The 25,178-nt window shown below is 70.2% G+C and carries 19 protein-coding genes and 2 tRNA genes; 8 read left to right on the forward strand and 13 right to left on the reverse strand.

The features are described 5' to 3' along the window. Positions 1 to 54: 54 nt before the first annotated feature. The 5 genes from clpX to DVK44_RS09195 all read right to left on the reverse strand — a co-directional run bounded on the left by clpX (position 55) and on the right by DVK44_RS09195 (position 4,862). The gene (gene clpX, locus DVK44_RS09175) at positions 55 to 1,347 is read right to left on the reverse strand and encodes an ATP-dependent Clp protease ATP-binding subunit ClpX (RefSeq protein WP_114659208.1); all 1,293 of its coding nucleotides are present in this window, start codon (positions 1,345 to 1,347) and stop codon (positions 55 to 57) included. A gap of 165 nt (positions 1,348 to 1,512) precedes the next feature. After that, complete coding sequence (locus DVK44_RS09180) at positions 1,513 to 2,190, reverse strand: ATP-dependent Clp protease proteolytic subunit (protein ID WP_114659209.1); 678 nt, start codon at positions 2,188 to 2,190, stop codon at positions 1,513 to 1,515. A 50-nt stretch (positions 2,191 to 2,240) separates the two neighbouring features. Then, on the reverse strand, positions 2,241 to 2,846 hold the full coding sequence (locus DVK44_RS09185; RefSeq protein WP_181957624.1) for an ATP-dependent Clp protease proteolytic subunit: 606 nt from the start codon (positions 2,844 to 2,846) through the stop codon (positions 2,241 to 2,243). A 265-nt stretch (positions 2,847 to 3,111) separates the two neighbouring features. Next, positions 3,112 to 4,605, reverse strand: coding sequence for a trigger factor (gene tig / locus DVK44_RS09190; protein WP_114659211.1), 1,494 nt, complete (start codon positions 4,603 to 4,605; stop codon positions 3,112 to 3,114). Between the two features lie 180 nt (positions 4,606 to 4,785). After that, positions 4,786 to 4,862, reverse strand: a tRNA-Pro gene (locus tag DVK44_RS09195). A gap of 139 nt (positions 4,863 to 5,001) precedes the next feature. Here DVK44_RS09195 and DVK44_RS09200 point away from each other — a divergent pair. Next, a tRNA-Gly gene (locus DVK44_RS09200) sits at positions 5,002 to 5,075 on the forward strand. A gap of 95 nt (positions 5,076 to 5,170) precedes the next feature. Here DVK44_RS09200 and DVK44_RS09205 read toward each other — a convergent pair. After that, positions 5,171 to 5,365, reverse strand: a complete 195-nt coding sequence (locus tag DVK44_RS09205) for a hypothetical protein (RefSeq protein WP_114659212.1) — start codon at positions 5,363 to 5,365, stop codon at positions 5,171 to 5,173. 275 nt (positions 5,366 to 5,640) lie between these two features. On the opposite strand from DVK44_RS09205, the gene DVK44_RS09210 reads away from it, so the two are divergent. Further along, positions 5,641 to 6,873 (forward strand): cation:proton antiporter, encoded by a 1,233-nt coding sequence (locus tag DVK44_RS09210; RefSeq protein ID WP_114659213.1) that lies wholly within the window; start codon positions 5,641 to 5,643, stop codon positions 6,871 to 6,873. A gap of 126 nt (positions 6,874 to 6,999) precedes the next feature. Here DVK44_RS09210 and DVK44_RS09215 read toward each other — a convergent pair whose 3' ends face one another. Together DVK44_RS09215 and DVK44_RS09220 are read right to left on the reverse strand one after the other, a co-directional pair. Then, entirely contained in the window at positions 7,000 to 7,773 is a 774-nt protein-coding gene (locus tag DVK44_RS09215) for a hypothetical protein (protein ID WP_114659214.1), read from the reverse strand. 173 nt (positions 7,774 to 7,946) lie between these two features. Next, a complete protein-coding gene (locus tag DVK44_RS09220) occupies positions 7,947 to 9,092 on the reverse strand; it encodes a PP2C family protein-serine/threonine phosphatase (RefSeq protein ID WP_114659215.1) in 1,146 nt (381 codons plus the stop codon). A gap of 105 nt (positions 9,093 to 9,197) precedes the next feature. On the opposite strand from DVK44_RS09220, the gene DVK44_RS09225 reads away from it, so the two are divergent. Then, positions 9,198 to 10,451, forward strand: a complete 1,254-nt coding sequence (locus DVK44_RS09225; protein ID WP_114659216.1) for a GNAT family N-acetyltransferase — start codon at positions 9,198 to 9,200, stop codon at positions 10,449 to 10,451. A 244-nt stretch (positions 10,452 to 10,695) separates the two neighbouring features. On the opposite strand, the gene DVK44_RS09235 is transcribed toward DVK44_RS09225, so the two are convergent. After that, positions 10,696 to 11,538: an Fpg/Nei family DNA glycosylase gene (locus DVK44_RS09235; protein ID WP_114659217.1), complete on the reverse strand. Its 843-nt coding sequence runs from the start codon at positions 11,536 to 11,538 to the stop codon at positions 10,696 to 10,698. Positions 11,539 to 11,639: 101 nt separating this feature from the next. After that, positions 11,640 to 12,131, reverse strand: coding sequence for a ribose-5-phosphate isomerase (locus tag DVK44_RS09240; RefSeq protein ID WP_114659218.1), 492 nt, complete (start codon positions 12,129 to 12,131; stop codon positions 11,640 to 11,642). Between the two features lie 187 nt (positions 12,132 to 12,318). On the opposite strand from DVK44_RS09240, the gene DVK44_RS09245 reads away from it, so the two are divergent. Next, the gene (locus DVK44_RS09245) at positions 12,319 to 13,773 is read left to right on the forward strand and encodes an amino acid permease (RefSeq protein WP_114659219.1); all 1,455 of its coding nucleotides are present in this window, start codon (positions 12,319 to 12,321) and stop codon (positions 13,771 to 13,773) included. 94 nt (positions 13,774 to 13,867) lie between these two features. Here the strand turns inward: DVK44_RS09245 and DVK44_RS09250 are convergent, their stop codons facing one another. Next, on the reverse strand, positions 13,868 to 14,452 hold the full coding sequence (locus DVK44_RS09250; protein ID WP_114659220.1) for a biotin transporter BioY: 585 nt from the start codon (positions 14,450 to 14,452) through the stop codon (positions 13,868 to 13,870). A gap of 214 nt (positions 14,453 to 14,666) precedes the next feature. Between DVK44_RS09250 and DVK44_RS09255 the strand changes: the two genes are divergently transcribed. Next, a complete protein-coding gene (locus DVK44_RS09255; RefSeq protein WP_114659221.1) occupies positions 14,667 to 15,323 on the forward strand; it encodes a superoxide dismutase in 657 nt (218 codons plus the stop codon). 124 nt (positions 15,324 to 15,447) lie between these two features. Here the strand turns inward: DVK44_RS09255 and DVK44_RS09260 are convergent, their stop codons facing one another. After that, positions 15,448 to 16,071, reverse strand: coding sequence for a mycothiol-dependent nitroreductase Rv2466c family protein (locus DVK44_RS09260; protein ID WP_269439583.1), 624 nt, complete (start codon positions 16,069 to 16,071; stop codon positions 15,448 to 15,450). 176 nt (positions 16,072 to 16,247) lie between these two features. Here DVK44_RS09260 and pepN point away from each other — a divergent pair, with 176 nt between their 5' ends. Both pepN and DVK44_RS09270 read left to right on the forward strand, forming a co-directional pair. Next, the gene (gene pepN, locus DVK44_RS09265) at positions 16,248 to 18,827 is read left to right on the forward strand and encodes an aminopeptidase N (protein ID WP_114659223.1); all 2,580 of its coding nucleotides are present in this window, start codon (positions 16,248 to 16,250) and stop codon (positions 18,825 to 18,827) included. Positions 18,828 to 18,991: 164 nt separating this feature from the next. After that, positions 18,992 to 20,089 carry a hypothetical protein gene (locus tag DVK44_RS09270; protein WP_114659224.1) on the forward strand — a complete coding sequence of 366 codons (1,098 nt, stop codon included), beginning with the start codon at positions 18,992 to 18,994 and terminating at the stop codon, positions 20,087 to 20,089. A gap of 72 nt (positions 20,090 to 20,161) precedes the next feature. Here the strand turns inward: DVK44_RS09270 and DVK44_RS09275 are convergent, their stop codons facing one another. Beyond that, the gene (locus tag DVK44_RS09275; protein ID WP_114659225.1) at positions 20,162 to 21,376 is read right to left on the reverse strand and encodes a serine hydrolase domain-containing protein; all 1,215 of its coding nucleotides are present in this window, start codon (positions 21,374 to 21,376) and stop codon (positions 20,162 to 20,164) included. A 445-nt stretch (positions 21,377 to 21,821) separates the two neighbouring features. Between DVK44_RS09275 and DVK44_RS09280 the strand changes: the two genes are divergently transcribed. Further along, positions 21,822 to 25,166 (forward strand): S8 family serine peptidase, encoded by a 3,345-nt coding sequence (locus DVK44_RS09280; RefSeq protein ID WP_114665013.1) that lies wholly within the window; start codon positions 21,822 to 21,824, stop codon positions 25,164 to 25,166. Positions 25,167 to 25,178: the final 12 nt, after the last annotated feature.

Raw genomic sequence — 25,178 nt, forward strand, 5'->3', positions numbered from 1 at the left:
GGCGCCCGGCCGGTTGGACCGGCCGGGCGCCCCTGTGGCGTATGCGCGTCCGCGCTACGCGGACTTCTCGTGGCGGCCGTCGTTCTTGACGATGCGCGGCTCGCGCGGGACCAGCGTCGGGTTGACGTTGTCGCGGACGACCTCCGCCGTGATGACGACCCGGGCGACGTCCTTGCGGGACGGCACCTCGTACATCACCGACTGAAGGACCTCTTCGAGGATGGCGCGCAGCCCGCGCGCGCCGGTGCCGCGCAGGATCGCCTGGTCGGCGATGGCCTCCAGGGCCGGCCGGTCGAAGTCCAGCTCCACACCGTCGATTTCGAAGAGCCGCTGGTACTGCTTGACCAGCGCGTTGCGCGGCTCGACCAGGATCTGGAGCAGCGCCTCGCGGTCGAGGTTGTGGACCGAGGTGAGGACCGGGAGACGGCCGATGAACTCGGGGATCATCCCGAACTTCACCAGGTCCTCCGGCATGACCTCCTGGAACTGGTCGCTCTCCTCGACCTCGCGCTTCGAGCGGATCGTGGCACCGAAGCCGATGCCCTTCGCGCCCGCGCGGGACTCGATGATCTTCTCCAGCCCGGAGAAGGCGCCGCCCACGATGAACAGCACGTTCGTCGTGTCGATCTGGATGAACTCCTGGTGCGGGTGCTTCCGGCCGCCCTGCGGCGGTACGGAGGCGGTGGTGCCCTCCAGGATCTTCAGCAGCGCCTGCTGGACGCCCTCGCCCGAGACATCGCGGGTGATCGACGGGTTCTCGCTCTTGCGGGCGACCTTGTCGATCTCGTCGATGTAGATGATCCCGGTCTCGGCCTTCTTGACGTCGTAGTCGGCGGCCTGGATCAGCTTGAGCAGGATGTTCTCGACGTCCTCGCCGACATAGCCGGCCTCCGTCAGCGCCGTCGCGTCGGCGATGGCGAACGGTACGTTCAGCATGCGCGCCAGAGTCTGGGCGAGGAGCGTCTTGCCGGAGCCGGTGGGGCCCAGCAGCAGAATGTTGGACTTGGCCAGCTCGATCGCGTCGTCGCGGCCCGAACCGCCGCCGTTCTCGCCGGCCTGGACGCGCTTGTAGTGGTTGTAGACCGCCACCGAGAGGGCCTTCTTCGCGGGCTCCTGCCCGACGACGTACCCCTCAAGGAACTCGTAGATCTCGCGCGGCTTGGGCAGTTCCTCCCACCGCACCTCGGAGGTCTCGGCCAGCTCCTCCTCGATGATCTCGTTGCAGAGGTCGATGCACTCGTCGCAGATGTAGACACCGGGTCCTGCGATGAGCTTCTTCACCTGCTTCTGGCTCTTGCCGCAGAACGAGCACTTGAGCAGGTCGCCGCCATCACCGATGCGTGCCACGAGGTGCTTCCCCTTCGCCTGGGAGCAGCTTGGTTCAGCGGCTCCTGTGCCTCATATCCGACGGTACCTTGCCCGGGCCCCCGTTCGGGCCCCCCTTGGCGCGGTTCACATGGTCGCGGATCTCCGACGACCGGTGCGAGGGCCGCGCCAAGGGCGCCGGGTGTGTCAGGCGGCCGCTGCGGCGGCCGTCGTCTTGCGGGTCGCCACGATCTGGTCGACCAGGCCGTACGCGAGCGCGTCATCGGCGGTGAGGATCTTGTCGCGCTCGATGTCGTCGCGGACCTTCTCGATCGGCGTCGTCGAGTGCCGGGCCAGCATGTCCTCCAGCTGCGCGCGCATCCGGAGGATCTCGTTGGCCGCGATCTCCAGGTCGGAGAGCTGCTCACGGCCGGTCTGGCTGGACGGCTGGTGGATGAGCACCCGCGCGTTGGGCAGCGCCAGCCGCTTGCCGGGGGTGCCGGCGGCGAGCAGCACGGCGGCGGCGGAGGCGGCCTGGCCCATGCAGACCGTCTGGATGTCCGGCTTCACGAACTGCATCGTGTCGTAGATGGCCGTGAGGGCCGTCATCGAGCCGCCGGGGCTGTTGATGTAGATCGAGATGTCGCGGTCCGGGTCCATCGACTCCAGGCAGAGCAGCTGGGCCATGACGTCGTTGGCGGAGGCGTCGTCGATCTGCACACCGAGGAAGATCACGCGCTCCTCGAAGAGCTTCGCGTACGGGTCGTACTCGCGCACGCCCTGCGAGGTGCGCTCCACGAAACGCGGCACGACGTAACGGTTGTCCACCTGAGGGCCGGAGTAGAGGCCGCTCGCGGAGTAGTTGTTCATGTGGGTGTTCACCATCCTGTGGCGTTCGAGGGGGCCGGCCGGGCTGCTGCGGGGCGTGAGAGGTGTCAGGCCCCGGTACCGCCGCCGCCCGGAACGTGCGAAGCAGCGGAGATGATCTCGTCGATCAGGCCGTATTCCTTGGCCTCTTCCACGGTGAACCAGCGGTCGCGGTCGCCGTCGCGAATGATCGTTTCCGTGGTCTGACCGGAGTGGTGGGCCGTGATCTCGGCCATCCGCTTCTTCGTACGGAGCAGGTACTCGGCCTGGATCTTGATGTCCGAGGCCGTACCGCCGATTCCGGCGGAGCCCTGGTGCATCAGGATGTCGGTGTTGGGCAGCGCGAAGCGCTTGCCGGAGGTACCGCCGGTCAGCAGGAACTGGCCCATGGAGGCCGCCATGCCCATACCGATGGTGACGACGTCGTTCGGGATGTACTGCATGGTGTCGTAGACGGCCATACCGGCCGTGACCGAACCACCGGGGCTGTTGATGTAGAGGTAGATGTCCTTCTCGGGCTCGGCCGCGAGGAGGAGGAGCTGCGCCGTGATCTTGTTGGCGATGTCGTCGTCGACCTGCTGGCCGAGGAAGATGATCCGCTCCCCGAGCAGCCGGCTGTAGACCTGGTCGCCGAGGCCACCACCGAGGGACGGCTCACCGGCGGCGTAAGGCATCAGATTCGTCACGTATACACCTGCTCGTCTCTGACGGCTTCGGCCGTCTCAGCGTCTTCGTACCGGGGACGGGAGACTCCCCTGCCCTCGTATTCATGGACCCTAACGCGCTGGTCGGCGGGCGCCATCCCGCTTCCGTGGCTGTTCGCTGGGAGCGCAAGGTAGTTGAGGGCTCCGTACGGGCCCAGGAGCGCCGGAGCGGGACAGGACGGGCCCCGGGCGCGTCTCGCGTCCGGGGCCCGTCCTGGCGGTCGGAGCGGGGTCGTCAGGCCCCGGCCTTCTCGTCCTTGGCCGCGTCCTTCACGTCGTCCTTGGCCTCGTCCTTGGCTGCTTCCGCGGCGTCGTCCTTGGCCGGCTCGGCGGCGGCCTCGACAGCGGGGGCCTCGGCGTCGGCGGCGGTGACGGCCTCGACCGTCTCGGCGGCGGCCTCGGTGATCTCGTCGGCCTCCTCGTCCTCCAGGTCGACGACCTCACCGTTGGTGTCGGTGACCGTGGCGGCCTCGACGACCACGGCGAGCGCCTTGCCGCGGGCGACCTCGCCGACGAGCATCGGCACCTGGCCACCCTCGACAACCGCCTGGGCGAACTGGTCGGGAGACATGCCGGAGGACTGCGCGCGCCGCATGAGGTGCTCGGTCAGCTCCTCCTGGTTGACGTTCAGCTTCTCCTTGTTGACCAGCTCGTCAAGGATGAACTGGGTCCGGATGCCCTTCTCCGCCTGCTCCTTGGTCTCGGCGTCGAACTCTTCCTCGGTCTTGCCCTGGATCTCCAGGTACTTCGCGAGGTCGAGGCCCATCTGGCCGAGCTGGTGGTGCTCAAGGTTGTGCTTGCGGGTGTTGATCTCCTCCGCGAGCAGCTTCTCGGGGATCGGGACCTCGGCCAGCTCCAGCAGCGCGTCGAGGACCCGCTCCTGGGCCTGGGTGGCCTGGTCGTACTGCTTGCTGGTCTCCAGCCGCTTGCGGCTGTCGGCCTTCAGCTCTTCGAGGGTGTCGAACTCGCTGGCCAGCTGCGCGAACTCGTCGTCCAGCGCGGGCAGCTCACGGGCGGCGACCTGGCTGACCTTGACGGTGACCTCGGCGGACTTGCCCTCGGCGGCACCGCCCTTCAGCTCGGAGGTGAAGGTGGCCTCGCCACCGGCCTCCAGGCCGATGACGGCCTCGTCGATACCGTCGAGCAGCTCGCCGGAGCCGATGGTGTACTGCACACCCTCGGCGACCCCGTCGGGCAGGACCTCGCCGTCGACCTTGGCTTCCAGGTCGATCGTGACGACATCGCCGTCGGCGGCGGCGCGCTCGACCGGGTTGGTCGAGGCGAAGCGGTCGCGGAGCTGCTCGACCGACTTGTCGATGTCCTCGTCGCTGACCTCGATGGCGTCGACGGTGACCGCGATGCCGGAGTAGTCCGGGATCTCGATCTCGGGACGCACGTCGACCTCGGCGGTGAAGGAGAGCAGCTCGCCGTCCTTCAGCTCCTTGATGTCGACGTCGGGCTGGCCGAGAACGTTCAGCTCACCCTCGTTGACCGCTTCGGTGTAGAACTTCGGGAGGGCGTCGTTGACGGCCTCCTCCAGCACAGCACCACGGCCGAACCGCTGGTCGATGATCCGGGCCGGGATCTTGCCCTTGCGGAAGCCCTTCACCGTGACCTGCTGGTTGATCTTCTTGTACGCCGCGTCGAGGCTGTCCTTGAGCTCCTCGAAGGGCACCTCGACTGTGAGCCGAACCCGAGTCGGGTTCAGGGTCTCCACGGCGCTCTTCACGGTTCGGTCTCCTTGGTGGCTGATTCTTGGATTCTGCCGCGCCCACCGCGTCTGCGGCGGCCCCGGCGGATCGGCCCGGTTCTTCAGCGACTCTTCAGACACACGGGCACGCAGCTTGCATAGTAACCGCAAGCGGGAAGGGCCCCACAACGCGCTCGGTCGGCGCGATCGTGAAAGAGATGGTCGGGGTGGCCGGATTCGAACCGACGACCTTCCGCTCCCAAAGCGGACGCGCTACCAAGCTGCGCCACACCCCGTCGGTGCGACACGTAGGGTACATGCCCGAAGGCCCCGCGCCGCCATCTTTGACCGGCGCTTTACGGGTGTGCGGCGAACGCCCCGGACCCGCTACGATGTTGCCCGTACCGCACGTCCTCGACCTGCGGTGCGACGTATGCGGGCGTAGCTCAATGGTAGAGCCCTAGTCTTCCAAACTAGCTACGCGGGTTCGATTCCCGTCGCCCGCTCCAGCGCCTCCGGCCCGGCCCGTGTGTTCACTTCCACGGACCGGGCCGGAGGCGTTTTCGCCGCCGTGCGCCGAACTCCCCGTCCGTGCGGGAATTTCTCAGAAACTGATCTTGTTGATCGTTTCTGCCAGCGAGTTGAGGAAGTTGTTCACCGACGGAGCGATGTTGGTGGAGGCGAGAAAGAAACCGAAGAGGATCGCGACGATCGCCGGCCCCGCCTTGATCGAGCCACCACGGATCAGCACCACCAGGATGATCGCCAACAGAAGCACCACAGACAGTGAAATGGCCACTACTGATCACACCCTCGGTCGGTCCGCCCAGCTCCCGCTCGGACCATCGTGCCACCAACCGTCCCGCGGGTGTGGCTCGATGGCCGATTTCTCGCCGTCGCGATCACGCCAACTCCGGCCCCCGGTACGGGCGGCTCGATGACAGAGCGCTCGCTGTGTCACATCTGACAGTTACTCAGTAAATCATTTGGTAAACTAATTACTGACGATTCCTTGACGCCCCCTTGACCCGACGGAGGATCGATCCCATCGGACACGCAGAGACCCTCATAGCAATGGGCGGCGCATTCGTCGCCGCCGCCGTGCTCGCCCGCCTGGGCAGCAGGATCGGTCTGCCCACTATTCCCCTGTTCATCCTGGCCGGGATCCTCCTCGGCCCGCACACCCCCGGCATCGTGCTGGTCAAGGACCCGCACGAGCTGGAGATGCTCTCCGCCCTCGGGCTGGTGCTGCTGCTCTTCTACCTCGGTCTGGAATTCCATCTGGACGACCTCAAGGCGGGCGGCCGCAAAATGGCCCTCGCCGGAGGCGCCTACCTCCTGCTGAACGTGGGCGCCGGGCTCGGCTTCGGCTTCGCCCTGGGCTGGGGTACGTCGGAGGCGCTGGTCCTGGCCGGTGTGCTCGGCATCTCCTCGTCCGCGATCGTCACCAAGGTCCTGGTGGACATGGGACGCATCGGCAATCCCGAGACCAAGCCGATCCTCGGCATCATCGTCGTCGAGGACATCTTCCTGGCGCTCTATCTCGCCGCGCTCCAGCCGATCCTGTCCGGCGCGGACAGCGCGGGTGCCGCCCTCGTGGACGGCGGGAAGGCGTTCGGCTTCCTGCTGCTGCTGGCGCTCGCCGCCCGGTACGGCACGAAGGTCGTCAGCCGGCTCTTCAACACCAGGGACGACGAGCTGCTCGTCATCTCCTTCCTCGGCGCGGCGGTCCTGGTGGCCGGCGTCTCCGAGTGGTTCGGGGTCGCGGACGCCATCGGCGCGTTCATGGTCGGTCTGATGCTCGGCGCGACGGCCTCGGGAGACCGGATCCGGGAACTCGTCCACCCGCTGCGGGACGCGTTCGGCGCGATCTTCTTCTTCTCCTTCGGTCTGTCGATCAACCCGGGCGATCTGCCCTCGGTGGTGTGGCCCGTCCTCATCGCCGTGGTACTGACGCTGCTGATGAACGTCGCGGCGGGTGTCTCCGCGGCGAAGATCTTCGGCTTCGGCGCCACCCCGGCGGCCAATATCTCGACCACCCTGCTCGCCCGCGGTGAGTTCGCGCTGATCCTGGCGACGATGGCGGCGGGAGCGGGCCTGGACAGCCGGCTCGCCCCCTTCATCGCCGGATACGTCCTGGTCCTCGCGGTCCTGGGACCGCTGGCCGCGGGCCGCTCGCACTGGCTGGCCCGGATCCTGCCCGGTGGCCGGGACGGCGGAGGCGGGGCAGGAGACAGTCCCGTACGGGACGAACCACCCGCCGCCAAGGACCCGCAGAAGGACGCGGAGGCATCGGTGACGCACTGAATCCGATGCCCTTACCCACCACGGCGTCCGTACGGCACGTCCCGCACCGCCCGCACCCCCGCCCCCCGAGCGTCATGGAATCGGCGCCCACCCCGCCCCACCGGCTTCCCCGGCCGGTGGGGCGAACTACGTCCGGGGGCCCACGGCCCGGACCGTCCTCGGCAGCGGGAAGACCAGGGCGCACAGCACCACGATCGCCACGACGTTCAGCGCCGAGCCCGTGAAGTACAGGCCGTCGGCGAGCCCGGTCGGCCCCTCCCGCCCCTGGTCCAGCACATCGGACGCCGACTGGCAGACCTTCCGCGCACCCAGGATCAGCGTGTACCAGATCCCGCCGTACGCGGCCGTCCGCAGCCGGAGACCGACCGCGCCGCGCACCTCCGTCACCCCCGACGACTCCGCCCCGATGACCGGTCGCCACATCCCGTCCAGCGTCAGGAGCAGGACCGCGGCGCCGGCCGTCAGCCCGGCGTACGCGAGCGGTACGGCTCCCCCGACAGCGACGGCGAGCCCGGTGACCGCCAGCACCAGGCCCGCCGCCGGGGCCGCCCCGGGCCGGCGGTGGAAGGGCACCGCCGGGCCTTCGCGGAGGGCGGCGCCGGGCGTCCGGTGCGCGTACGCATAAAGCGCGAACGGCAGGCAGACCAGGAGCCCGGGGCTGTACGGAACGGCCACAAGAGCCGGCAGGGCCCCGAGCGACAGCGTCAGACAGAACAGACGCAGCGGCCCCCGGGCGGCGTCGACGGCGGCGGCGTCCTGTGCCAGTCCCCGCCGGGCCAGCCAGCGGCGGGTCCGGGGAACAGTCGGAAAGAGCAGCGGCGACAGCAGCGCCACCGTCAGGAACATGAAGAACAGTGGTTCGGCGGCCCAGGTCACCAAGGTGTCCGCGGCGTCACGCATGGCTCGTTCTCCCCCCTGCCGGACCGGTGGCCGGCTGCTGCCAGCATGCCGGTGGGCAGAGCGGCCGGGCATCCTCCGCGGGGACGGGCACGCCCCCCGGTCATCCCTGACGGCGACCCCGGCCGAACCCCGACAATGCCCCTGAGAGAACGTTTACCGGGAAGAGGGGCGGATCACGCCTCGCGGCAGATCAGCAGTAGCGCGCGGTCGTCGTTGACGTCCTTGGCGACCGCCTCGATCAGGTGCCAGGCCGCGCCCTCGAAGCCCGGCACGACATAGCGGTCCGCCTCACCCGTGAGCCGGTCCATGCCCTCGTCGAGGTCCCGGCCGGGCGCCTCGACCAGACCGTCCGTGAAGAGCATCAGCACGTCACCGGGGCGCAGCGAGCCCTTGACCGGGTCGAACTGGGCGCCGTCGTAGACCCCCAGCAGCGGGCCCTCGCCCGACTTCTCCTCCCAGCGTCCGCTGCCCGCGTGCAGCTGGAGGGCGGGGAGATGGCCGGCCGAGAGGAGTTCGTAGTCGCCGGATTCGAGGTCGAGGACGAGATGGATGGAGGTGGCGAAGCCCTCGTCCCAGTCCTGGCGGAGCAGATAGCCGTTGGCCGCCGGGAGGAAGCCGTGCGGCGGGAGGGAGCCGAGGAGCCCGCCGAAGGCGCCGGAGAGCAGCAGGGCGCGGGAGGCCGCGTCCATGCCCTTGCCGGAGACGTCGGTGAGGACGACTTCGAGGGTCCGGCCGCCGTTGGTACGGGCCGCCACCACGAAGTCGCCGGAGAAGGACTGGCCGCCGGCCGGGCGCAGCGCCATCTCGTGGTGCCAGCCCTTGGGCAGCCAGGGCAGCGAACTCTGCACCCGGATCCGTTCGCGCAGGTCGAAGAGCATCGTCCCGCCGCGCCGCCAGGGCACCCCGACCCGGGCCCGGAACTGGGCGATCAGCAGTCCGAAGAGCCCGCAGGCCGCCACCACCAGCACCGTGCCGGGGGTGACCCTGGCCGGGCCGTCCGGGTACGGGCCGAGGACCATCGACTCGATGATCAGCGCGGCGGCCGAGGCCGCGTACAGGCTGAGCAGGCTGGCCGGGCGCAGCACCAGTCCGCCCGCCACGATCGGCAGGACGAGCGCCGAGGGCGCGCACCAGACGGGCACCGCGATGGTGGCCAGGGCGATGGCCGGGACAGTCAGCATCAGGCCGACGAGGGCGATCCAGTCCGAGCCGTCGCCGCGGAAGTAGTCGACGCCGGATTTGCGCACGCCGGTGCGGACCCGGTGCAGTCTCATCCGCAGCCGGGCCGAGTACGAATCCGCTCTTGCGACACCGGCCATTGTTGTGGACCCTATCGATCCGCCCGGGCGCCGTGCAGGGGACCCCCGTGACAATGCGTTCGAAATCGGGTCGCCCCGTTGTCGTACCCCTGGTACTGATGGCATATGACTACGGAGCTGCGCGTACTGGAACCGTCCGAATGGGAGCCCTGGTTCGGGGCGTTGGAGCTGGCGTTCGGCGGCAACGACCCCTGGCCGGGCGACGAGCGCGCGTTCTTCCATGGCCGGACCGAGTTCGGGCGTTCGCTCGGCGTCTGGGACGGCGAGGACTGCGTCGGGACGGCGGGTGCCTACAGCTTCCGGCTCTCGGTGCCGGGCGGCGCGCTGGTGCCGGCGGCCGGGGTGACGATGGTGAGTGTCGCGGCGACGCACCGCAGGCGCGGGATCCTGACGTCGATGATGCGGCGCCAGCTCGACGACGTCCGCTCGTGGGGCGAGCCGCTCGCCGTGCTGACGGCGTCCGAGCCGGCGATCTACGGCCGGTTCGGCTACGGCACGGCCACGCAGGGGCTCTCCGCGGAGATCGACACCTCGCGGGTCCGGCTCACCGCGCCCGCGACGGGGGACGCGGCCGACGGGTCGCACGAGGTACGGCTGCGCCGGGTGCGGCCGGACGACCCGGCCGTACGCGACGCGTGCGAGGCGGTCTACGCCGCGGAGGTCGCCGGGCGGCCCGGGATGCTGGCGCGGCAGCCGGGCTGGGAGGGGCTGCCGGTGGTCGGGGGGAAGCCGAAGGACGGCGCGTCGGCGCTCCAGTGCGTGCTGGCGGAGCGGCACGGCGAGGTCGTCGGCTTCACGCTCTACCGTCTCAAGCCCCAGTGGGACGACGCGGGGCCGCGGGGGACCGTCGAGCTGGACGATCTGTACGCGCGCGATCCGGCGGCGTGCGGGGCCCTCTGGGAGTACCTCTTCGGGATCGACCTGACGTCGACGGTACGGACGGGGAACCGGCCGCCGGACGACCCGTTCCAGTATCTGGTCTCCGATGTCCGCCGGTGCGCGCTGCGGGTGCGGGACGAGCTGTATCTGCGTCCGGTGGAGGTCGGCGCGGCGCTGGAGGCCCGTACGTACCGCACCCCGGTGGATGTGGTCCTCGCGGTCGAGGACGCGTTCTGCCCGTGGAACGAGGGGACCTGGCGGCTCAGCGGTGACAGCAAGGGCGCGTCCTGCGAGCGCACCGGTGACCGGCCCGAGCTGGCGCTCTCCGTACGGGAGTTGGGGGCGGCCTATCTGGGCGGCACCTCACTGACCGCGCTGGCGGGCGCCGGGCGGGTGCGGGAGCTGCGCAAGGGCGCGCTGGCGGAGGCGTCGTCGGCGTTCGGCTCGGACGTGGCGCCCTGGCTGCCGCACGGTTTCTGAACATCCGCCCCTAGGGCCTGTCTGACAAATCCCGCCTGGCTCGCGACGCCTGGCACGCACGCTCGCGGCGTTGTCGGGATCACCCCAGTACGTCCAGTACTGGGGCGACCCTCCGCCTTGCGATCGCGCTCGGCATCCAAAGGACGAATCAGAACGCCGAGGCGGAGCGAGCGAAGCGAGTGCAGCGCACCAGACGCCGCGAGCCCCGCCCTACGGGCGGACGGCGCTATTTGTCAGACAGGCCCTAGCGGGCCTGGCAGCCCGGGCACCAGAAGAGGTTGCGGGCGGCGAGGGTCTCGGTGCGGATCCCGGTGCCGCAGAGCAGGCAGGGCATCCGGGCCCGGCGGTAGACGTAGACCTCGCCGCCGTGGTCGTCCACGCGCGGCGGGCGGCCCATGGCCTCGGGGGTGTGTTCGGGGCGTACGGTGTCGATCCGGTTGTGCCGTACGCCCTCGCGCATCAGCGCGACCAGATCCGCCCAGATCGCGTCCCATTCGGAGCGGGTGAGGTCCTTTCCGGCCCGGTACGGATCGATGCCGTGCCGGAAGAGGACCTCCGCGCGGTAGACGTTGCCGACGCCCGCGATGACCTTCTGGTCCATGAGGAGCGCGGCGACGGTCGTCCGGGAGCGGGAGATCCGGGCCCACGCCCGCTCGCCGTCGTCGCCGGTGCCGGTGGGGGCGCCGGTGCCGTCGGGACGGGCGCGCAGCGGGTCGGGGCCGAGGCGCTCGTGTATCGCCCGCTTCTCCGGTTCGGTGATCAGGGCGCAGGTGGTGGGGCCGCGCAGATCCATGTACGCCGTGTCGGAGGCGAGGCGCAGCCGGACCGTGTCGGTGGGCGGCGGGGCGGGCGCGTCACCGAAGCCGACCTTGCCGAAGAGGCCGAGGTGGATATGGACCCAGCCGGTGTCCCCGAAGCCGAGGAAGAGGTGCTTGCCGTGGGCGTCCACCGTGTCGAGCACCCGGCCGTCCAGCAGCGCCGCGCTGTCGGAGAACTTGCCCTGCGGGCTGCGGGCGCGGACGGGCCGGCCGCCGAAGCGGGCGAGATGGTCCTCGGCGAGGCGGTGGATCGTATGCCCCTCGGGCACGGGCTCCTGCCTTTCTGACGGCGGTGACGGGGTGGCGGCGGTCCGGACATGGCTGTGCCGCCGGGCGCCGGTCACGGACCGGTCCCGGCGGCACGGGCGGGTCAGTTCTCCGGCTGGGGGTGGTGGGCCGGTACGGGCGGCAGCTCGCCGGTCGTCTCGTACGCGGCGAGCATGGCGATCCGGCGCGCGTGGCGCTCCTCGCCGGAGTACGGGGTGCTGAGGAAGACCTCGATGAACTTGGTCACCTCTTCCTCGGTGTGCATCCGGCCGCCGACGGAGATGACGTTGGCGTCGTTGTGCTCCCGGCCGAGCGCCGCGGTCTGCTCGCTCCAGGCGAGGACGGCCCGTACGCCCTTCACCTTGTTCGCGGCGATCTGCTCACCGTTGCCGGAGCCGCCGATCACGATGCCGAGGGAGTCCGGGTCGGCGGCCGTACGCTCCGCGGCCCGCAGGCAGAACGGCGGGTAGTCGTCCTGGGCGTCGTAGATGTGGGGTCCGCAGTCGACGGGCTCGTGGCCGTGGGCCGTGAGCCACCCGACGAGGTGGTTCTTGAGTTCGAAGCCGGCATGGTCGGAACCGAGGTACACGCGCATGGGTGAAGTGTGGCACGCGGGGCGCGGCGGATGGGGCGCTGGGGCCCGGGGGCGCCGGTCAACGCTCCATTACGGCGAAACCGGCCCCGGGTAAAGATACGGAATTGCCACTTCCACTTCCGGCGGAACGGAGGCTTAAATGCCGGGACTCGTCATTCGAGTGGACCGTACACGTAAGGATTCACCCATGACCTCCCTGCCGTCCCCCACGAAAGAAGGCGGAGTCCCCCAGGAACCTGGGAATCCGCAGTCTGCCGACGGCCTGCAAGCCGGCCTCAAGAACCGCCATCTCTCCATGATCGCGATCGGCGGTGTTATCGGCGCCGGACTGTTCGTCGGTTCGGCCTCCGGAATCGCGGCCGCCGGACCCGCGATTCTGGTCTCGTACGTCCTGGTCGGTCTGATGGTCGTACTCGTCATGCGCATGCTGGGCGAGATGGCCGCCGCCGAGCCCAGCTCGGGCTCCTTCTCGTACTACGCCGACCGGGCCCTGGGCCGCTGGGCCGGGTTCTCCATCGGCTGGCTCTACTGGTTCTTCTGGGTGGTGGTGCTCGCGGTCGAGGCGACGGCGGGCGCGCAGATCCTGGAGAGCTGGATCCCGGCCGTACCGCAGTGGGCCTGGGCGCTGATCGTGATGGTCGTGCTGACCGCGACCAATCTCACCTCCGTCTCCTCGTACGGCGAATTCGAGTTCTGGTTCGCCGGGATCAAGGTGGTGGCGATCAGCGGCTTCGTCGTCATCGGGCTGCTCGCGGTCTTCGGAATTCTGCCCGGATCCAAGAATCCGGGTGCGGGTCTCGGCCATCTCACGGATTCCGGCGGCTTCTTCCCCCACGGGGCCGGCGCGATTCTGACCGGGATCCTGATGGTCGTCTTCTCCTTCATGGGCAGCGAGATCGTCACGCTCGCCGCCGGTGAGTCCGCCAACCCGCAGCGGGCCGTGGCCAAGGCCACCAACAGCGTGATCTGGCGGATCGGTGTCTTCTACGTGGGCTCGATCCTCGTCGTCCTGACCCTGCTCCCCTGGAACGACCCGTCGATCGTCAAGGACGGCTCGTACGTCGCGGCGCTGAACTCGATCGGGATCCCGCACTCGGGCGAGATCATGAAGCTGATCGTGCTCACCTCCGTGCTCTCCTGTCTGAACTCCGGGCTCTACACGGCGTCCCGGATGGCCTTCTCGCTCGGCCGGCGCGGCGACGCGCCCGCGTCCTTCGCCCGGGTGACGAAGCGCGGGGTGCCGCGGGCCGCGATCCTGTCGTCCGTGCTCTTCGGCTTTGTCGCGGTCTTCTTCAACTACCGGTGGCCGGACACGGTCTTCGCGTTCCTGCTGAACTCGTCGGGCGCGGTGGCGCTCTTCGTCTGGCTGGTCATCTGTTTCACCCAGCTGCGGATGCGCGGGATCATCCTGCGCGAGGCGCCGGAGAAGCTGGTCGTACGGATGTGGCTCTTCCCGTATCTGACCTGGGCGACGATCGGGATGATCTCGTTCGTGCTCGTCTACATGCTCACCGACGCCGCCGCGCGCGAGCAGGTGCTGCTGTCCCTGCTGGTGGCGGTGCTCGTCGTGGCGGTCGCGCTGGTCAAGGACGCGCGCCGGGCGCGGACCGCGACCGCGGTTCCCGAGTCCGTCGAGCCGTAGAAGCGATAGCGCCGTCATAGACGGAGAGGCGCTCCCGGCCGCCCAGTGGGGTGGCCGGGAGCGCCTCTCCGTATACGTATACGTATACGCGCACTCAGCCCCGGCGGCCCAGGAGCTTCCAGGCGGTGGGCAGCGCGCCCATCGCGAGGGCGGCCTTGAGGGCGTCGCCGAGCAGGAACGGTACGAGGCCGGCCGCGGCGGCGGCGCTCAGGGACATGCCGGTGGACAGCGCCAGGTAGGGCACGCCGACGGCGTAGATGACCGCGGAACCGACGACCATCGTCCCGGCCGTACGCAGCACGGAGCGGTCGCCGCCGAGCCGGGCCAGCGCGCCCACGACGGTGGCGGCGAGCAGCATGCCGAGGACATAGCCGAAGGTGGCGCCGCCCGCGCCGGAGGACCCGCCGGCGAACCACGGCACGCCCGCCATGCCGACCAGCGCGTACAGCGCCAGGGAGAGGAAGCCGCGACGGGCGCCCAGGCCGGCGCCGACGAGCAGCGCGGCGAAGGTCTGGCCGGTCACCGGGACCGGGGAGCCGGGCACCGGCAGGGCGATCTGCGCCGCCAGTCCGGTCAGCGCGGCGCCGCCCACGACCAGGGCGATGTCGCGGGTACGGGTGCCGGGGAGGAGGTCGGCGAGAACCGCTCCGGTACGGGGGGCGGCGGCAGCAGTGCTCATGGGGACTCCGGCGATCGTCGGGGTGTACGGGGGCGTACGAGGGGGTGCGGGGACGGTTCGACGTTAGTTCAGACAGTCGTGGGCGATCACCGTCAGACGCCGACAAAGCGGAGGTCAGGACCTTGTCGGAGGTGTCACAAGCACACGGCGGATCTATCGCTGCTAGTGTGCAGTTGCATAGGATGTGCAATAAGAGGCCGGAGGGTACGGACACATGGCCACGCTTCCCGAACACCCCTACACGCTCCCCGAACTCCCCTACGACTACGCGGCGCTGGAACCGGTCATCAATCCGCAGATCATCGAGCTGCACCACGACAAACACCACGCCGCCTATGTCAAAGGCGCCAACGACGCCCTGGAACAGCTGGCGGAGGCGCGCGACAAGGACGCGTGGGGCGCGGTCAACGGGCTGGAGAAGAACCTGGCGTTCCATCTCTCCGGCCATATCCTGCACTCGATCTACTGGCACAACATGACCGGCGACGGCGGCGGCGAGCCGCTCGCCGAGGACGGCGTCGGAGAGCTGGCGGACGCCATCGCCGCCTCCTTCGGCTCCTTCGCCGGCTTCCGGGCGCAGCTCACGAAGGCCGCCGCGACCACCCAGGGCTCCGGCTGGGGCGTGCTCGCGTACGAGCCGGTGAGCGCCCGGCTGATCGTCGAACAGATCTACGACCACCAGGGCAATGTCGGCCAGGGGTCGGTCCCGATCCTGGTCTTCGACGCCTGGGAGCACGCGTTCTACCTCCAGTACAAGAACCAGAAGGTCGACTTCATCGAGGCGATGTGGCAGGTCGTGAACTGGCAGGACGTGGCCAAGCGCTACGCGTCCGCCAGGGAACGCGCCCACAGCCTGCTGCTGGCCCCCTGACCGGCGGCCCCCCGGACGTCCTGCCCCGTGATCGTCTTCTCAACCTTCACCGGCGGACGGCATGACGAAGGGCCCCCGCGAGGACGTGACTCGCGGGGGCCCTTCCGTCCGTACGGGACGACCGTCAGTCGAAGATCGGGCCCTGCGTACGGGTCCGCTTGATCTCGTAGAAGCCGGGGATCGACGCGACCAGCAGGGTGCCGTCCCAGAGCTTCGCGGCGTCCTCGCCCTTGGGCGCCGGGGTGACCACCGGGCCGAAGAAGGCGACCTGCTCGCCGTTGGCGCCGGGGACGGCGATGACCGGGGTGCCGACCTCCTGGCCGACCTTGTCGATGCCCTCCTGGTGCGAGGCGCGCAGCTCGGTGTCGTACGCGTCGGAGTCGGCGTAGTCGATCAGCTCGGCGGGCAGCCCGACCTCGTCCAGCGCGGCGGCGATGCCCTCGCGGGTGACGCCCTCGCCCTGGTTGTGGAAGCGGGTGCCGAGCGCGGTGTACAGCTTGCCGACGACCTCGTCGCCGTGCTTCTGCTGCGCGGCGATGACCACCCGGACCGGGCCCCACGCCTTGGAGAGCGCCTCGCGGTAAGCCTCGGGGATGTCCTTGTCCTCGTTGAGGACGGCGAGGCTCATCACGTGCCAGCGGACCTCGATGTCACGGACCTTCTCCACTTCGAGCACCCAGCGCGAGGTCATCCACGCCCAGGGGCAGAGCGGGTCGAACCAGAAGTCCACAGGGGTCTTGTCGGACATGTCTCTCCTCATCGGGCTGCCCCGGTCGGGGGCAGGGTCAGGGCTTGCGAACGCACCACTGGCCCAAACACCGCGCCGCACCACGGGCATTCCCGCCCCCCTGGTGTCAGTGGCACGTGCGAGGATCGTTCCCGGCTGCTGAACGAGCGTCGAACGCGAGCCGAGAAGGAGTGACCGTGCCCGGTGAGAACCTGTCCCGTGACGAGGCCCGTGAGCGGGCCCGTCTGCTGTCCGTCGACGGGTACGAGATCTTTCTCGACCTGCGGTCGGCGGTCGGTGACGCGCCGGACGGCCCCGGGCCCCGGACGTTCCGTTCGGTGACGACGATCCGGTTCCGCTGCTCGGACCCGGGCGCGGCCACCTTCGCCGATCTGATCGCCCCGGCCGTGACCGCCCTGACGCTGAACGGGACGGATCTCGACCCGGCCACCGCGTTCGACGGCTCGCGGATCGCCCTGGAGGACCTCCGCGCGGAGAACGTGCTGGTGGTGGACGCGGAGTGCGCGTACAGCCGGACGGGCGAGGGCATGCACCGCTTCGTCGACCCGGAGGACGGCGAGGTCTATCTCTACACGCAGTACGAGCCGGCCGACGCCCGCCGGGTGTTCGCCAACTTCGAGCAGCCGGACCTCAAGGCGCCGTACCGCTTCGAGGTGACGGCGCCCGAGGGCTGGACGGTGTGGAGCAACGGCGCGGGGACGCTCTCCGACGGCACCTGGCGGTTCGCGGAGACGAAGCCGATCTCGACGTACATCACGGCCGTCCTCGCCGGTCCGTACCACTGCGCGACCGACTCCTACCGCCGCACCTTCGACGACGGCACGGTGCTGGAGATCCCGCTGGGCGCGATGTGCCGCAAGGGACTGGCCCGGCACTTCGACGCGGACGACATCTTCCTGGTCACCAAGCAGGGGCTGGACTTCTTCCACGACCACTTCGACTATCCGTACCCCTTCGGGAAGTACGACCAGGCGTTCGTCCCCGAGTACAACCTCGGCGCGATGGAGAACCCGGGGCTGGTGACCTTCCGCGAGGAGTACATCTTCCGGGGTCAGGTCACGGAGGCCGCGTACGAGCGCCGGGCGAACACGCTGCTGCACGAGATGGCGCACATGTGGTTCGGCGACCTGGTCACCATGGAGTGGTGGGACGACCTGTGGCTGAAGGAGTCCTTCGCGGACTTCATGGGTGTCTTCGCGCTCGTGGAGGCCACCCGCTTCACCGACTCCTGGGTCACCTTCGCCAACAACCGCAAGTCGTGGGCGTACCGCGCGGACCAGCTGCCGTCCACCCATCCCGTCACGGCCGACATCCGTGATCTGGAGGACGCGAAGCTCAACTTCGACGGGATCACCTACGCGAAGGGCGCCTCCGTACTGAAGCAGCTGGTGGCGTATGTCGGCCGGGACGCGTTCCTGGCGGGCGCCCGGCGCTACTTCAAGCGGCACGCGTACGGGAACACCCGGCTGGGCGATCTGCTCTCCGCGCTGGAGGAGACCTCCGGGCGGGATCTGACGGCCTGGTCGCGGTCCTGGCTCCAGACGGCCGGGCTCAACTCGCTGACCCCGCAGGTCGTGTACGACGCGGAGGGCAGGATCACCGAGCTGGCCGTCCTCCAGGAGGCCGCCGCGTCCCATCCGGAGCTGCGGCCGCACCGGGTGGCGGTCGGGCTGTACCGGCGGCTGCCCGACGGGGAGCTGGTGCGCTTCGCCCGCGCCGAGACGGACATCGACGGCCCGCGTACGGTCGTGAAGGAGCTGGCCGGGGCCGAGCGGCCCGACCTGGTGCTGGTCAACGACGACGACCTGACGTACTGCAAGATCCGCTTCGACCAGGCGTCGCTGGACACGCTGCGGAGTCATCTCGGTGACATCGGTGACCCGTTGGCGCGCGCCCTGTGCTGGTCGGCGCTGTGGAATCTGACGCGGGACGCGCTGATGCCGGCCCGGGACTTCCTCTCCCTGGTGCTCACCCACGCGGGCCGCGAGACGGACATCGGCGTGCTCCAGATGCTGCACGCCTGGGCGCGTTCGGCGCTGGACCACTACGCGGCGCCGTCCTGGCGCGAGGAGGGCGGCCGGCTGCTGGCCGAGGGCGCCCTGCACGAGCTGCGGAACGCGGAGCCGGGCAGCCAGCACCAGCTGACCTGGGCCCGTTTCACGGCCGCGGTGGCCGTGTCGGCGGCGGACTTCCAGCTGCTGCGCGGGCTGCTGGACGGCACGGCGAAGATCGACGGGCTCACCGTCGACCAGGAGCTGCGCTGGGCCCTGCTGGGGCCGCTGGTCGCCGCCGGGCTCGCCGGTGAGACGGACATCGCGGCCGAACTGGCCCGGGACGACACGGCGTCGGGCAAGCGCCACGAGGTGCGCGCTCTGGCCTCCCGGCCCTCGGCGGCGGTCAAGGCGCAGGTCTGGGCCCAGGTCGTCGAGTCGGACGCGCTGTCGAACGCGCTGGTGGGCGCGGCCATCGCGGGCTTCGCCCAGCCGGGCCGGCGGGAGCTGACCGCGCCGTACGTCACGACGTACTTCGAGGCGATCGAGCGGGTCTGGTCGGAGCGTTCGATCCAGATCGGTATCGATGTCGTCCGGGGGCTCTTCCCGGCGTACCAGGACAGCCGGCCGACGCTGGAGGCCGCGCAGGGCTGGCTCGACAGCCACCGGGACGCCGCGCCGGCGCTGCGCAGGCTGGTGCTGGAGGCGACGGACGATCTGGCGCGGACGCTCCGGGGACAGGAGTGCGACGCGGCGAGCGCGTGACGCGACGGCGTCGTCGGCGGCATCACGGGCGGTGTCACCGGGCAGAAAGACGGGCTGTCTGATCGGCAGTCGAACGCCCTTACTTTAGTACGAGCTTGTCCGCTTTTGTCGATGAATCGGTTACAGGGGTTGAGGAGCGGTGCGGGCGGGGCAGATCCCGGGGCATGAAGAACAACTCCCCGCTCTCCCTCCGCCCCGCCGGTCTCCCGCTCCCCGTCGTCCGGCTCGCCGACGACCCGCGCGGCCGGGTGCTCTCCCTCGCGCAGCTGCGCGCCCTCGGTGTCCCCGGCGGCCGGGCCGCCGCGCAGTGCCGGCCCGGCGGCCCCTGGCAGCAACTGCTGCCGGGGGTCTATCTGCTGCACACGGAGCCGCCGACCGCCGACGAACGGCTGCGCGGGGCGCTGCTGTACGCGGGCCGGCCGGGCGCGGCGAGCACCGTACGGGACCTCCCGGCGCAGCCGGGCCCCGGCGCCGCCGGCAGCGCGTCGGATCCGTACGGTTCGGCGATGGTCACCGGGCTGGCGGCGCTGGCGCTGCACGGCTTCTCGGCGTCGGCTCCGCCGCCCGACTCCCCCGGCCGGGTCGATGTGCTCGTACCGCGCACTCGGCGGCTGCGCTCCACGGGCTACGCCCGGCTGATCCGCGCACATGTCCTGCCCCGGCCGGAGCGGATCGGCGGGCTGCCGGTGGCGCCGGTCGCCCGCGCGGTGGCGGACGCGGTCGCCCATCTCTGCGACGCGGACTCGGTGGTCGCGGTGCTGACCGAGGCGGTCCGGGACGGCCACTGCGAACCGGCGGTGGTGGTAAGGGAGTTGAACCAGTCGGGGCTGCTGGCGCGGAGGTACGTGGTGGACGCGGTGGACGCGCTGCTCGCCGAGGGCCGCACCCTGGCGGAGGGCCGGCTGTACGAGCTGGTGCGGACGTACGGTCTGCCGGAGCCGGTCTGGAACGTCGATCTGCGGCTGCCGGACGGCCCGCCGCTGGGCGCGGTGGACGCGTACTGGCCCGAGCGGTCGGTCGCGGTCGAGCTGGACACCCGGGCGCCCCGCCAGGACGGCCGGTGGAACAGCGACGACGACGAACAGTGGTCGGCGGCCGTGCGCAAGCGGGAGCACCTGGAACGGCTCGGCATCACCGTCGTCCATCTGACGCCGAAGAAGCTGCGCGACGCGCCGGCGCAGCAGGCGACGGTGGTCCGTACGGCGCTGCTGGCGGCGGACGACCGGGATCCGGCGGCGCGGGTGGTGGTCCTGCCGAGATAGGGGCGACCCGACGGGGGTACGGGCGGCCATCTGGCGATCGAGGGCCGCCCGTAACCACGGTGCGCGGGACGGTCAGCCGCAGAACTCGGCCTCGATGGCCACCGTACTGTCGCCCACCCCGTCGCTGTTGAGGTTCAGGGCGAGGCTGTGGCGGCCGTCGCGGGTGGTGACGGCCGCGCTCGACGAGCCGTGTATCGAGCCGTTGTGGCCCCACACCTCGGTGCCGCAGGAGAGGGTCTGCCGGTACAGGCCGAGGCCGTAGCCGTAGTCGGGCCCGTCCTCGGAGACGGACACGGTGGTGGTCATCTCCTTGAGCTGCTTCTTCGGGAGCAGCTCGCCCTTGAGCAGCGCGCCGTAGAAGCGGTTCAGGTCGGCGGCGTCGGAGATCATCGCGCCGGCCGCGCCCGCCCAGGAGGGGTTCAGCTCGGTGACGTCGTGGACGGGCTCCTCGGACCCGAGTCCGAGCGTGGAGTAGGCGCGGCTCGCCGGGCGGGGCACGGTGGGGTCGGTGTCCGGCACGGAGGTGGCGCGGAGGCCGAGGGGGCGGATGATCCGGCGCTCGATCTCGGTGCCGTACGGGCGGCCCGTGACCTTCTCGATGACCATTCCGGCGAGGACGAAGTTGGTGTTGGAGTAGTTCCAGCCCGTGCCGGGCGCGAAGTCGGGCGCGTGGGTCATGGCGATCGCGACCAGCTCCCGGGGCTGCCAGGTGTCGTAGCGGTGCTGGAGGAAGCCGGGGCCGATGATCTTCGCCAGGACGCCGGGGTCCCAGGTGTAGTTGTAGATCCCGCTGGTGTGGTTGAGCAGCTGGCGAAGGGATATCTTCCGGCCGTCGTTGCCGTTGCCCCTGACCAGACCGGGGAGATGGGTGTCGACGGTGTCGTCGAGGTCGAGTCTGCCCTCGGCCTCCAGCTGGAGCAGGACGGTCGCGACGAAGGTCTTGGTGATGGAGCCGACCCGGTAGCGGTCCTCGGCCCGGCGCGGCGCGTCGGTCGTACGGTCCCCGACCCCGGAGGCGCCCTTCCAGACGCCCTTGGCGTCCCGGGCCTGCGCGGCGACCCCGGGCACGCCCGCCTCGACCAGCGCGTCGAGCGCCTTCTGGGTGGCGGCGTGCCGGGCTGCGGCGCCACCGGGCGCGGGGGCGGGGGCGGCCATGGCGGCCGGGGCGGTGAACGCCGTACCGGCGACGGCGGCCGCCGCGAGTGCCGCGGTGACGAGGAGACGGGCTCCGTGCGTTCCGCGTACGCCGCGCGCCACACCTGCCTTGCGTATCGTGCCGGCTGCCATACGAACTCCCTTGCCTGCGACAACAGTTCGACCCCAAGGACGCGGCCGTTACCGGCAGGGTTGATCTTCGATGCGAGGTTGGCCCCTTTTTTCGGCCACTCCTCAGAGGCGCCGTTCGAGCCGGGCGGGGGCGCGGCATCGCGGCCCGCCCGGGCCGGCACCCGCTGCCCGCACCCGCTGCCGCCGCCCGTCTCCGGCGTTCTTCGGCGTTCTCCGGTCGCGAGGGTTGACGTGATCCCGCCCATGACGGACGGTCACGCCCCGAACGCCCCGCGGATTTGGTCTGTTTGGTTCCCGTTGGCGGGAAATTCGCCGTGGCGGATCTCCGCCATGACCGTATCCCGTTCCCAACAGCTCTCCACAAAGCCCTGGTTCGTAGGAAAAGCTGAACGATCAGCCGGTACCGAAATCCGGACTGTCTTCACCGAACAGGATCAGGATGCTGATGACCTCCGAATCCGATAGCCGCATATCCGGGCCGAGACGCGTGGCCCGGGTCACGGCAGCCGCCGGGCTGGTGGCGGCGCTGATCGCCACCGGCGCCGCGCCCGCGTTCTCCGCGACGGGCGCCGACGACCCGGCCGCCCCCGCGCCCGCGCCCGTGAAAACGTCCGCCGGCCCCGACGAGCTGGGCGCGGCCAACGCGGAGCTGCTGGCCCAGGCGAAGGCCGAGGGCGAGAAGAGCGTCACCGTGATGGTCGCCGCCACCCCGGGCGCGACCAAGCAGGTCGCCGCCCAACTGGACGCCGTCGAGGGCTCCGTGGTCGGCAAGACGTACGACAAGCTCGGTTACGTACGGGCCACGCTGCCCACCGCGAAGGCCGAGTCCGCGATCAAGGCGGCCCAGAAGCTGTCCTCGGTCCAGGGCGTCGAGCTGAAGCAGGAGATCGTCCTCGACGACCCGCGGCCCGACGCGGACGCCACCGCGCAGAGCGCGAAGGGCGCCAAGAGCGCGAAGGGCTCGGCCGCCTCGGTGCCGTACGCCGCGCCGGACAGCAAGACCCCCGCGAAGAACCCGTACAACCCGTCCTTCGAGACGGGCGCGGTCGACTTCGTCCAGCAGAACCCGAAGGCCGACGGCCGCGGTGTCACCATCGGCATCATCGACAGCGGTGTCGATGTGGCCCACCCCGCGCTCCAGAAGACCACCACCGGCGAGCGCAAGATCGTCGACTGGGTGACCGCGACGGACCCGGTCGTCGACGGCGACGGCACCTGGCTGCGGATGAACGCCTCGGTGACCGGCCCCGCCTTCACGGCGGCGGGCCGCAGCTGGAAGGCCCCGGCCGGCGAGTACAAGTTCCTCACCTTCGCCGAATCCGCCACCCTGGGCGGCGACATGGCCGGTGACCTCAACCGCAACGGCACCACCACCGACAGCTGGGGCGTGCTCTACGACCCGGCCAACGGGACCGTACGCGTCGATCTGAACAACGACGGCGACTTCACGAACGACACCGCGATGAAGCCCTACAAGGACGGCTTCCAGATCGGTTACTTCGGTACGGAGGACCCGGGCAACCCGGTCTCGCAGCGCATCCCGTTCACCGTCGAGATCCGCAAGGACGTCGTCTACAACGCGGCCGGCGCGAAGTCCGACTACGTGAACATCGGGGTCATCGAGAGCGCCCACGGCACCCATGTCGCCGGGATCACCGCCGCCAACAGCCTCTTCGGCGGCAAGATGAACGGCGCCGCCCCCGGCGCCAAGCTGGTCTCCTCGCGCGCGTGCACCTGGTCCGGCGGCTGCACCAGCGTCGCGCTGACCGAGGGCATGATCGACCTCGTCGTCAACCGCGGTGTGGACATCATCAACATGTCGATCGGCGGGCTGCCGCCGCTCAACGACGGCAACAGCGCCCGCGCCCAGCTGTACAACCGTCTCATCGACACCTACGGCGTCCAGCTGGTGATCTCGGCCGGCAACGACGGTCCCGGCACCAACACCATCAGCGACCCGGCCGTCGCCGAGAAGGTCATCTCGGTCGGCGCGTCGATCTCCAAGGAGACCTGGGCCGCCAACTACGGCTCCGTCGTCGCCAAGAAGTACGCGCTGCTGCCCTTCTCCTCCCGCGGCCCCCGCGAGGACGGCGGCTTCACGCCGACCCTCACCGCCCCGGGCGCGGCCATCAACACCACCCAGACCTGGGCCCCCGGCGGCCCGGTCGCCGAGGCGGGCTACCAGCTCCCGGCCGGCTACAGCATGCTCCAGGGCACCTCGATGTCCTCCCCGCAGGCCGCGGGCGCGAGCGCGCTGCTGATCTCCGCCGCCAAGCAGAAGAAGATCAGCCTCGACCCGGCGAAGCTGCGGACGGCGCTGACCAGCACCGCCACCAAGATCCCGGATGTCCAGGCGCACGAGCAGGGCGCCGGTCTGATCAATATCGTCGCCGCGTGGAAGTCCATCGAGCGCGCCTCGGCCAAGAACGCCGTCGCCGCCCAGGAGTTCGCGGTGAAGGCGCCGGTCAGCTCGCTCCTCTCCGGTCTGCTGAAGACCCCGCACTTCGGTACGGGTGTCTACGACCGTGAGGGCGGCCTCAAGGCCGGCCAGGCGCGGACGTACGACGTCGTCATCACCCGCACCACCGGCACCAAGGCGTCGCTCTTCCACACGCTGCGCTGGAAGAACAACGACGGCACCTTCAAGCTGCTCGGCAGCTCCAAGGTCAAGCTGCCGCTGAACAAGCCGGTGACCGTCAAGGTGCAGGCCAAGGCCGCCAAGGCCGGGGTGCACAGCGCGATCCTCCAGGTGGACGACCGGCTCACGGTCGGGATCGACAAGCAGATCCTCACCACCGTCGTCGTCGCGGAGAAGCTCGCCAAGCCCAGCTACGCCTTCTCGGCCACGAGTTCGACGCAGCGCAACAGCTCGACGTCGTACTTCATCTCCGTGCCGGAAGGGGCGCGGACGCTGGAGGTGGCGCTGAGCGGGCTGGCCGCGAACAGCCAGACCCGGTTCATCAGCCTGCACCCGTACGGCGTGCAGATGGAGAACAGCTCCACGATCAACTGCTACCCGCACTACAACCCGGCCAACACCTGCCGCCCCGACGCGCGTTCGTATGTGAACCCGCAGCCGGGCGTCTGGGAGGTCGAGGTCGAGTCGCGGCGTACGTCGCCGCTGCTGGACAACCCGTACAAGCTGGATGTGACGCTGCTGGGCGTGGACTTCACCCCGGCGGTCACCACGCTCCCCGCCGCGACGATCGGCGAGCCGACGCCGGTGTCCTGGACGGTCACCAACACCGCCGGCGCCATCGAGGGCACGCTCGGCGGCGGTTCGCTGGGCTCGGCCAAGGTCGCGCGGCCCACGATCGCGGACGGTGAGGAGCAGGTGTCCACCGTCACGATCGGCGCGGGCGTCGAGCGGCTCGACATCGCGATCGGCAACACCTCGGACGCCAACGCCGACCTGGACCTCTTCGTGGTCAAGGACGGCAGGCTCGTCGGCCAGTCCGCGTCGGCCAGCTCGAACGAGACCGTGAGCCTCCTCAACCCGGCGGCCGGTACGTACACGATCATCGTCGACGCCTACTCGGTCCCGGCCGGGACCACGGCGTACGACTACCGGGACGTGTACTACTCGGCGTCGCTCGGCACGGTCAAGGCCGACAGCGCGCAGCCGGTCACCCTGGCCAACGGCGCGTCGGCGCGGGTCTCGGCCGAGGTGACGGTGAACAGCGCGGCCCCGGCGGGCCGGCAGTTCTTCGGCGAGGTCAAGCTCCTGAACGCGCGCGGTACCGCCGCGGGCACCGGGAGCGTCGTCATCGACAGCGTCATCACTCCGTAACACCGGTGGTGC

The organism is Streptomyces paludis (assembly GCF_003344965.1).
GTDB classification, from domain to species: Bacteria; Actinomycetota; Actinomycetes; order Streptomycetales; family Streptomycetaceae; genus Streptomyces; species Streptomyces paludis.

Coding starts and splice junctions, on each gene's coding strand:
- DVK44_RS09280 (WP_114665013.1), top strand. CDS start 21,822: ATGACCTCCGAATCCGATAGCCGCATATCCGGGCCGAGACGCGTGGCC.
- DVK44_RS09225 (WP_114659216.1), top strand. CDS start 9,198: ATGACTACGGAGCTGCGCGTACTGGAACCGTCCGAATGGGAGCCCTGG.
- DVK44_RS09270 (WP_114659224.1), top strand. CDS start 18,992: ATGAAGAACAACTCCCCGCTCTCCCTCCGCCCCGCCGGTCTCCCGCTC.
- DVK44_RS09260 (WP_269439583.1), bottom strand. CDS start 16,071: ATGTCCGACAAGACCCCTGTGGACTTCTGGTTCGACCCGCTCTGCCCC.
- DVK44_RS09250 (WP_114659220.1), bottom strand. CDS start 14,452: ATGAGCACTGCTGCCGCCGCCCCCCGTACCGGAGCGGTTCTCGCCGAC.
- DVK44_RS09240 (WP_114659218.1), bottom strand. CDS start 12,131: ATGCGCGTGTACCTCGGTTCCGACCATGCCGGCTTCGAACTCAAGAAC.
- DVK44_RS09215 (WP_114659214.1), bottom strand. CDS start 7,773: ATGCGTGACGCCGCGGACACCTTGGTGACCTGGGCCGCCGAACCACTG.
- DVK44_RS09255 (WP_114659221.1), top strand. CDS start 14,667: ATGGCCACGCTTCCCGAACACCCCTACACGCTCCCCGAACTCCCCTAC.
- DVK44_RS09185 (WP_181957624.1), bottom strand. CDS start 2,846: ATGCCTTACGCCGCCGGTGAGCCGTCCCTCGGTGGTGGCCTCGGCGAC.
- DVK44_RS09220 (WP_114659215.1), bottom strand. CDS start 9,092: ATGGCCGGTGTCGCAAGAGCGGATTCGTACTCGGCCCGGCTGCGGATG.
- DVK44_RS09180 (WP_114659209.1), bottom strand. CDS start 2,190: ATGGTGAACACCCACATGAACAACTACTCCGCGAGCGGCCTCTACTCC.
- DVK44_RS09275 (WP_114659225.1), bottom strand. CDS start 21,376: ATGGCAGCCGGCACGATACGCAAGGCAGGTGTGGCGCGCGGCGTACGC.
- DVK44_RS09245 (WP_114659219.1), top strand. CDS start 12,319: ATGACCTCCCTGCCGTCCCCCACGAAAGAAGGCGGAGTCCCCCAGGAA.
- DVK44_RS09210 (WP_114659213.1), top strand. CDS start 5,641: ATGGGCGGCGCATTCGTCGCCGCCGCCGTGCTCGCCCGCCTGGGCAGC.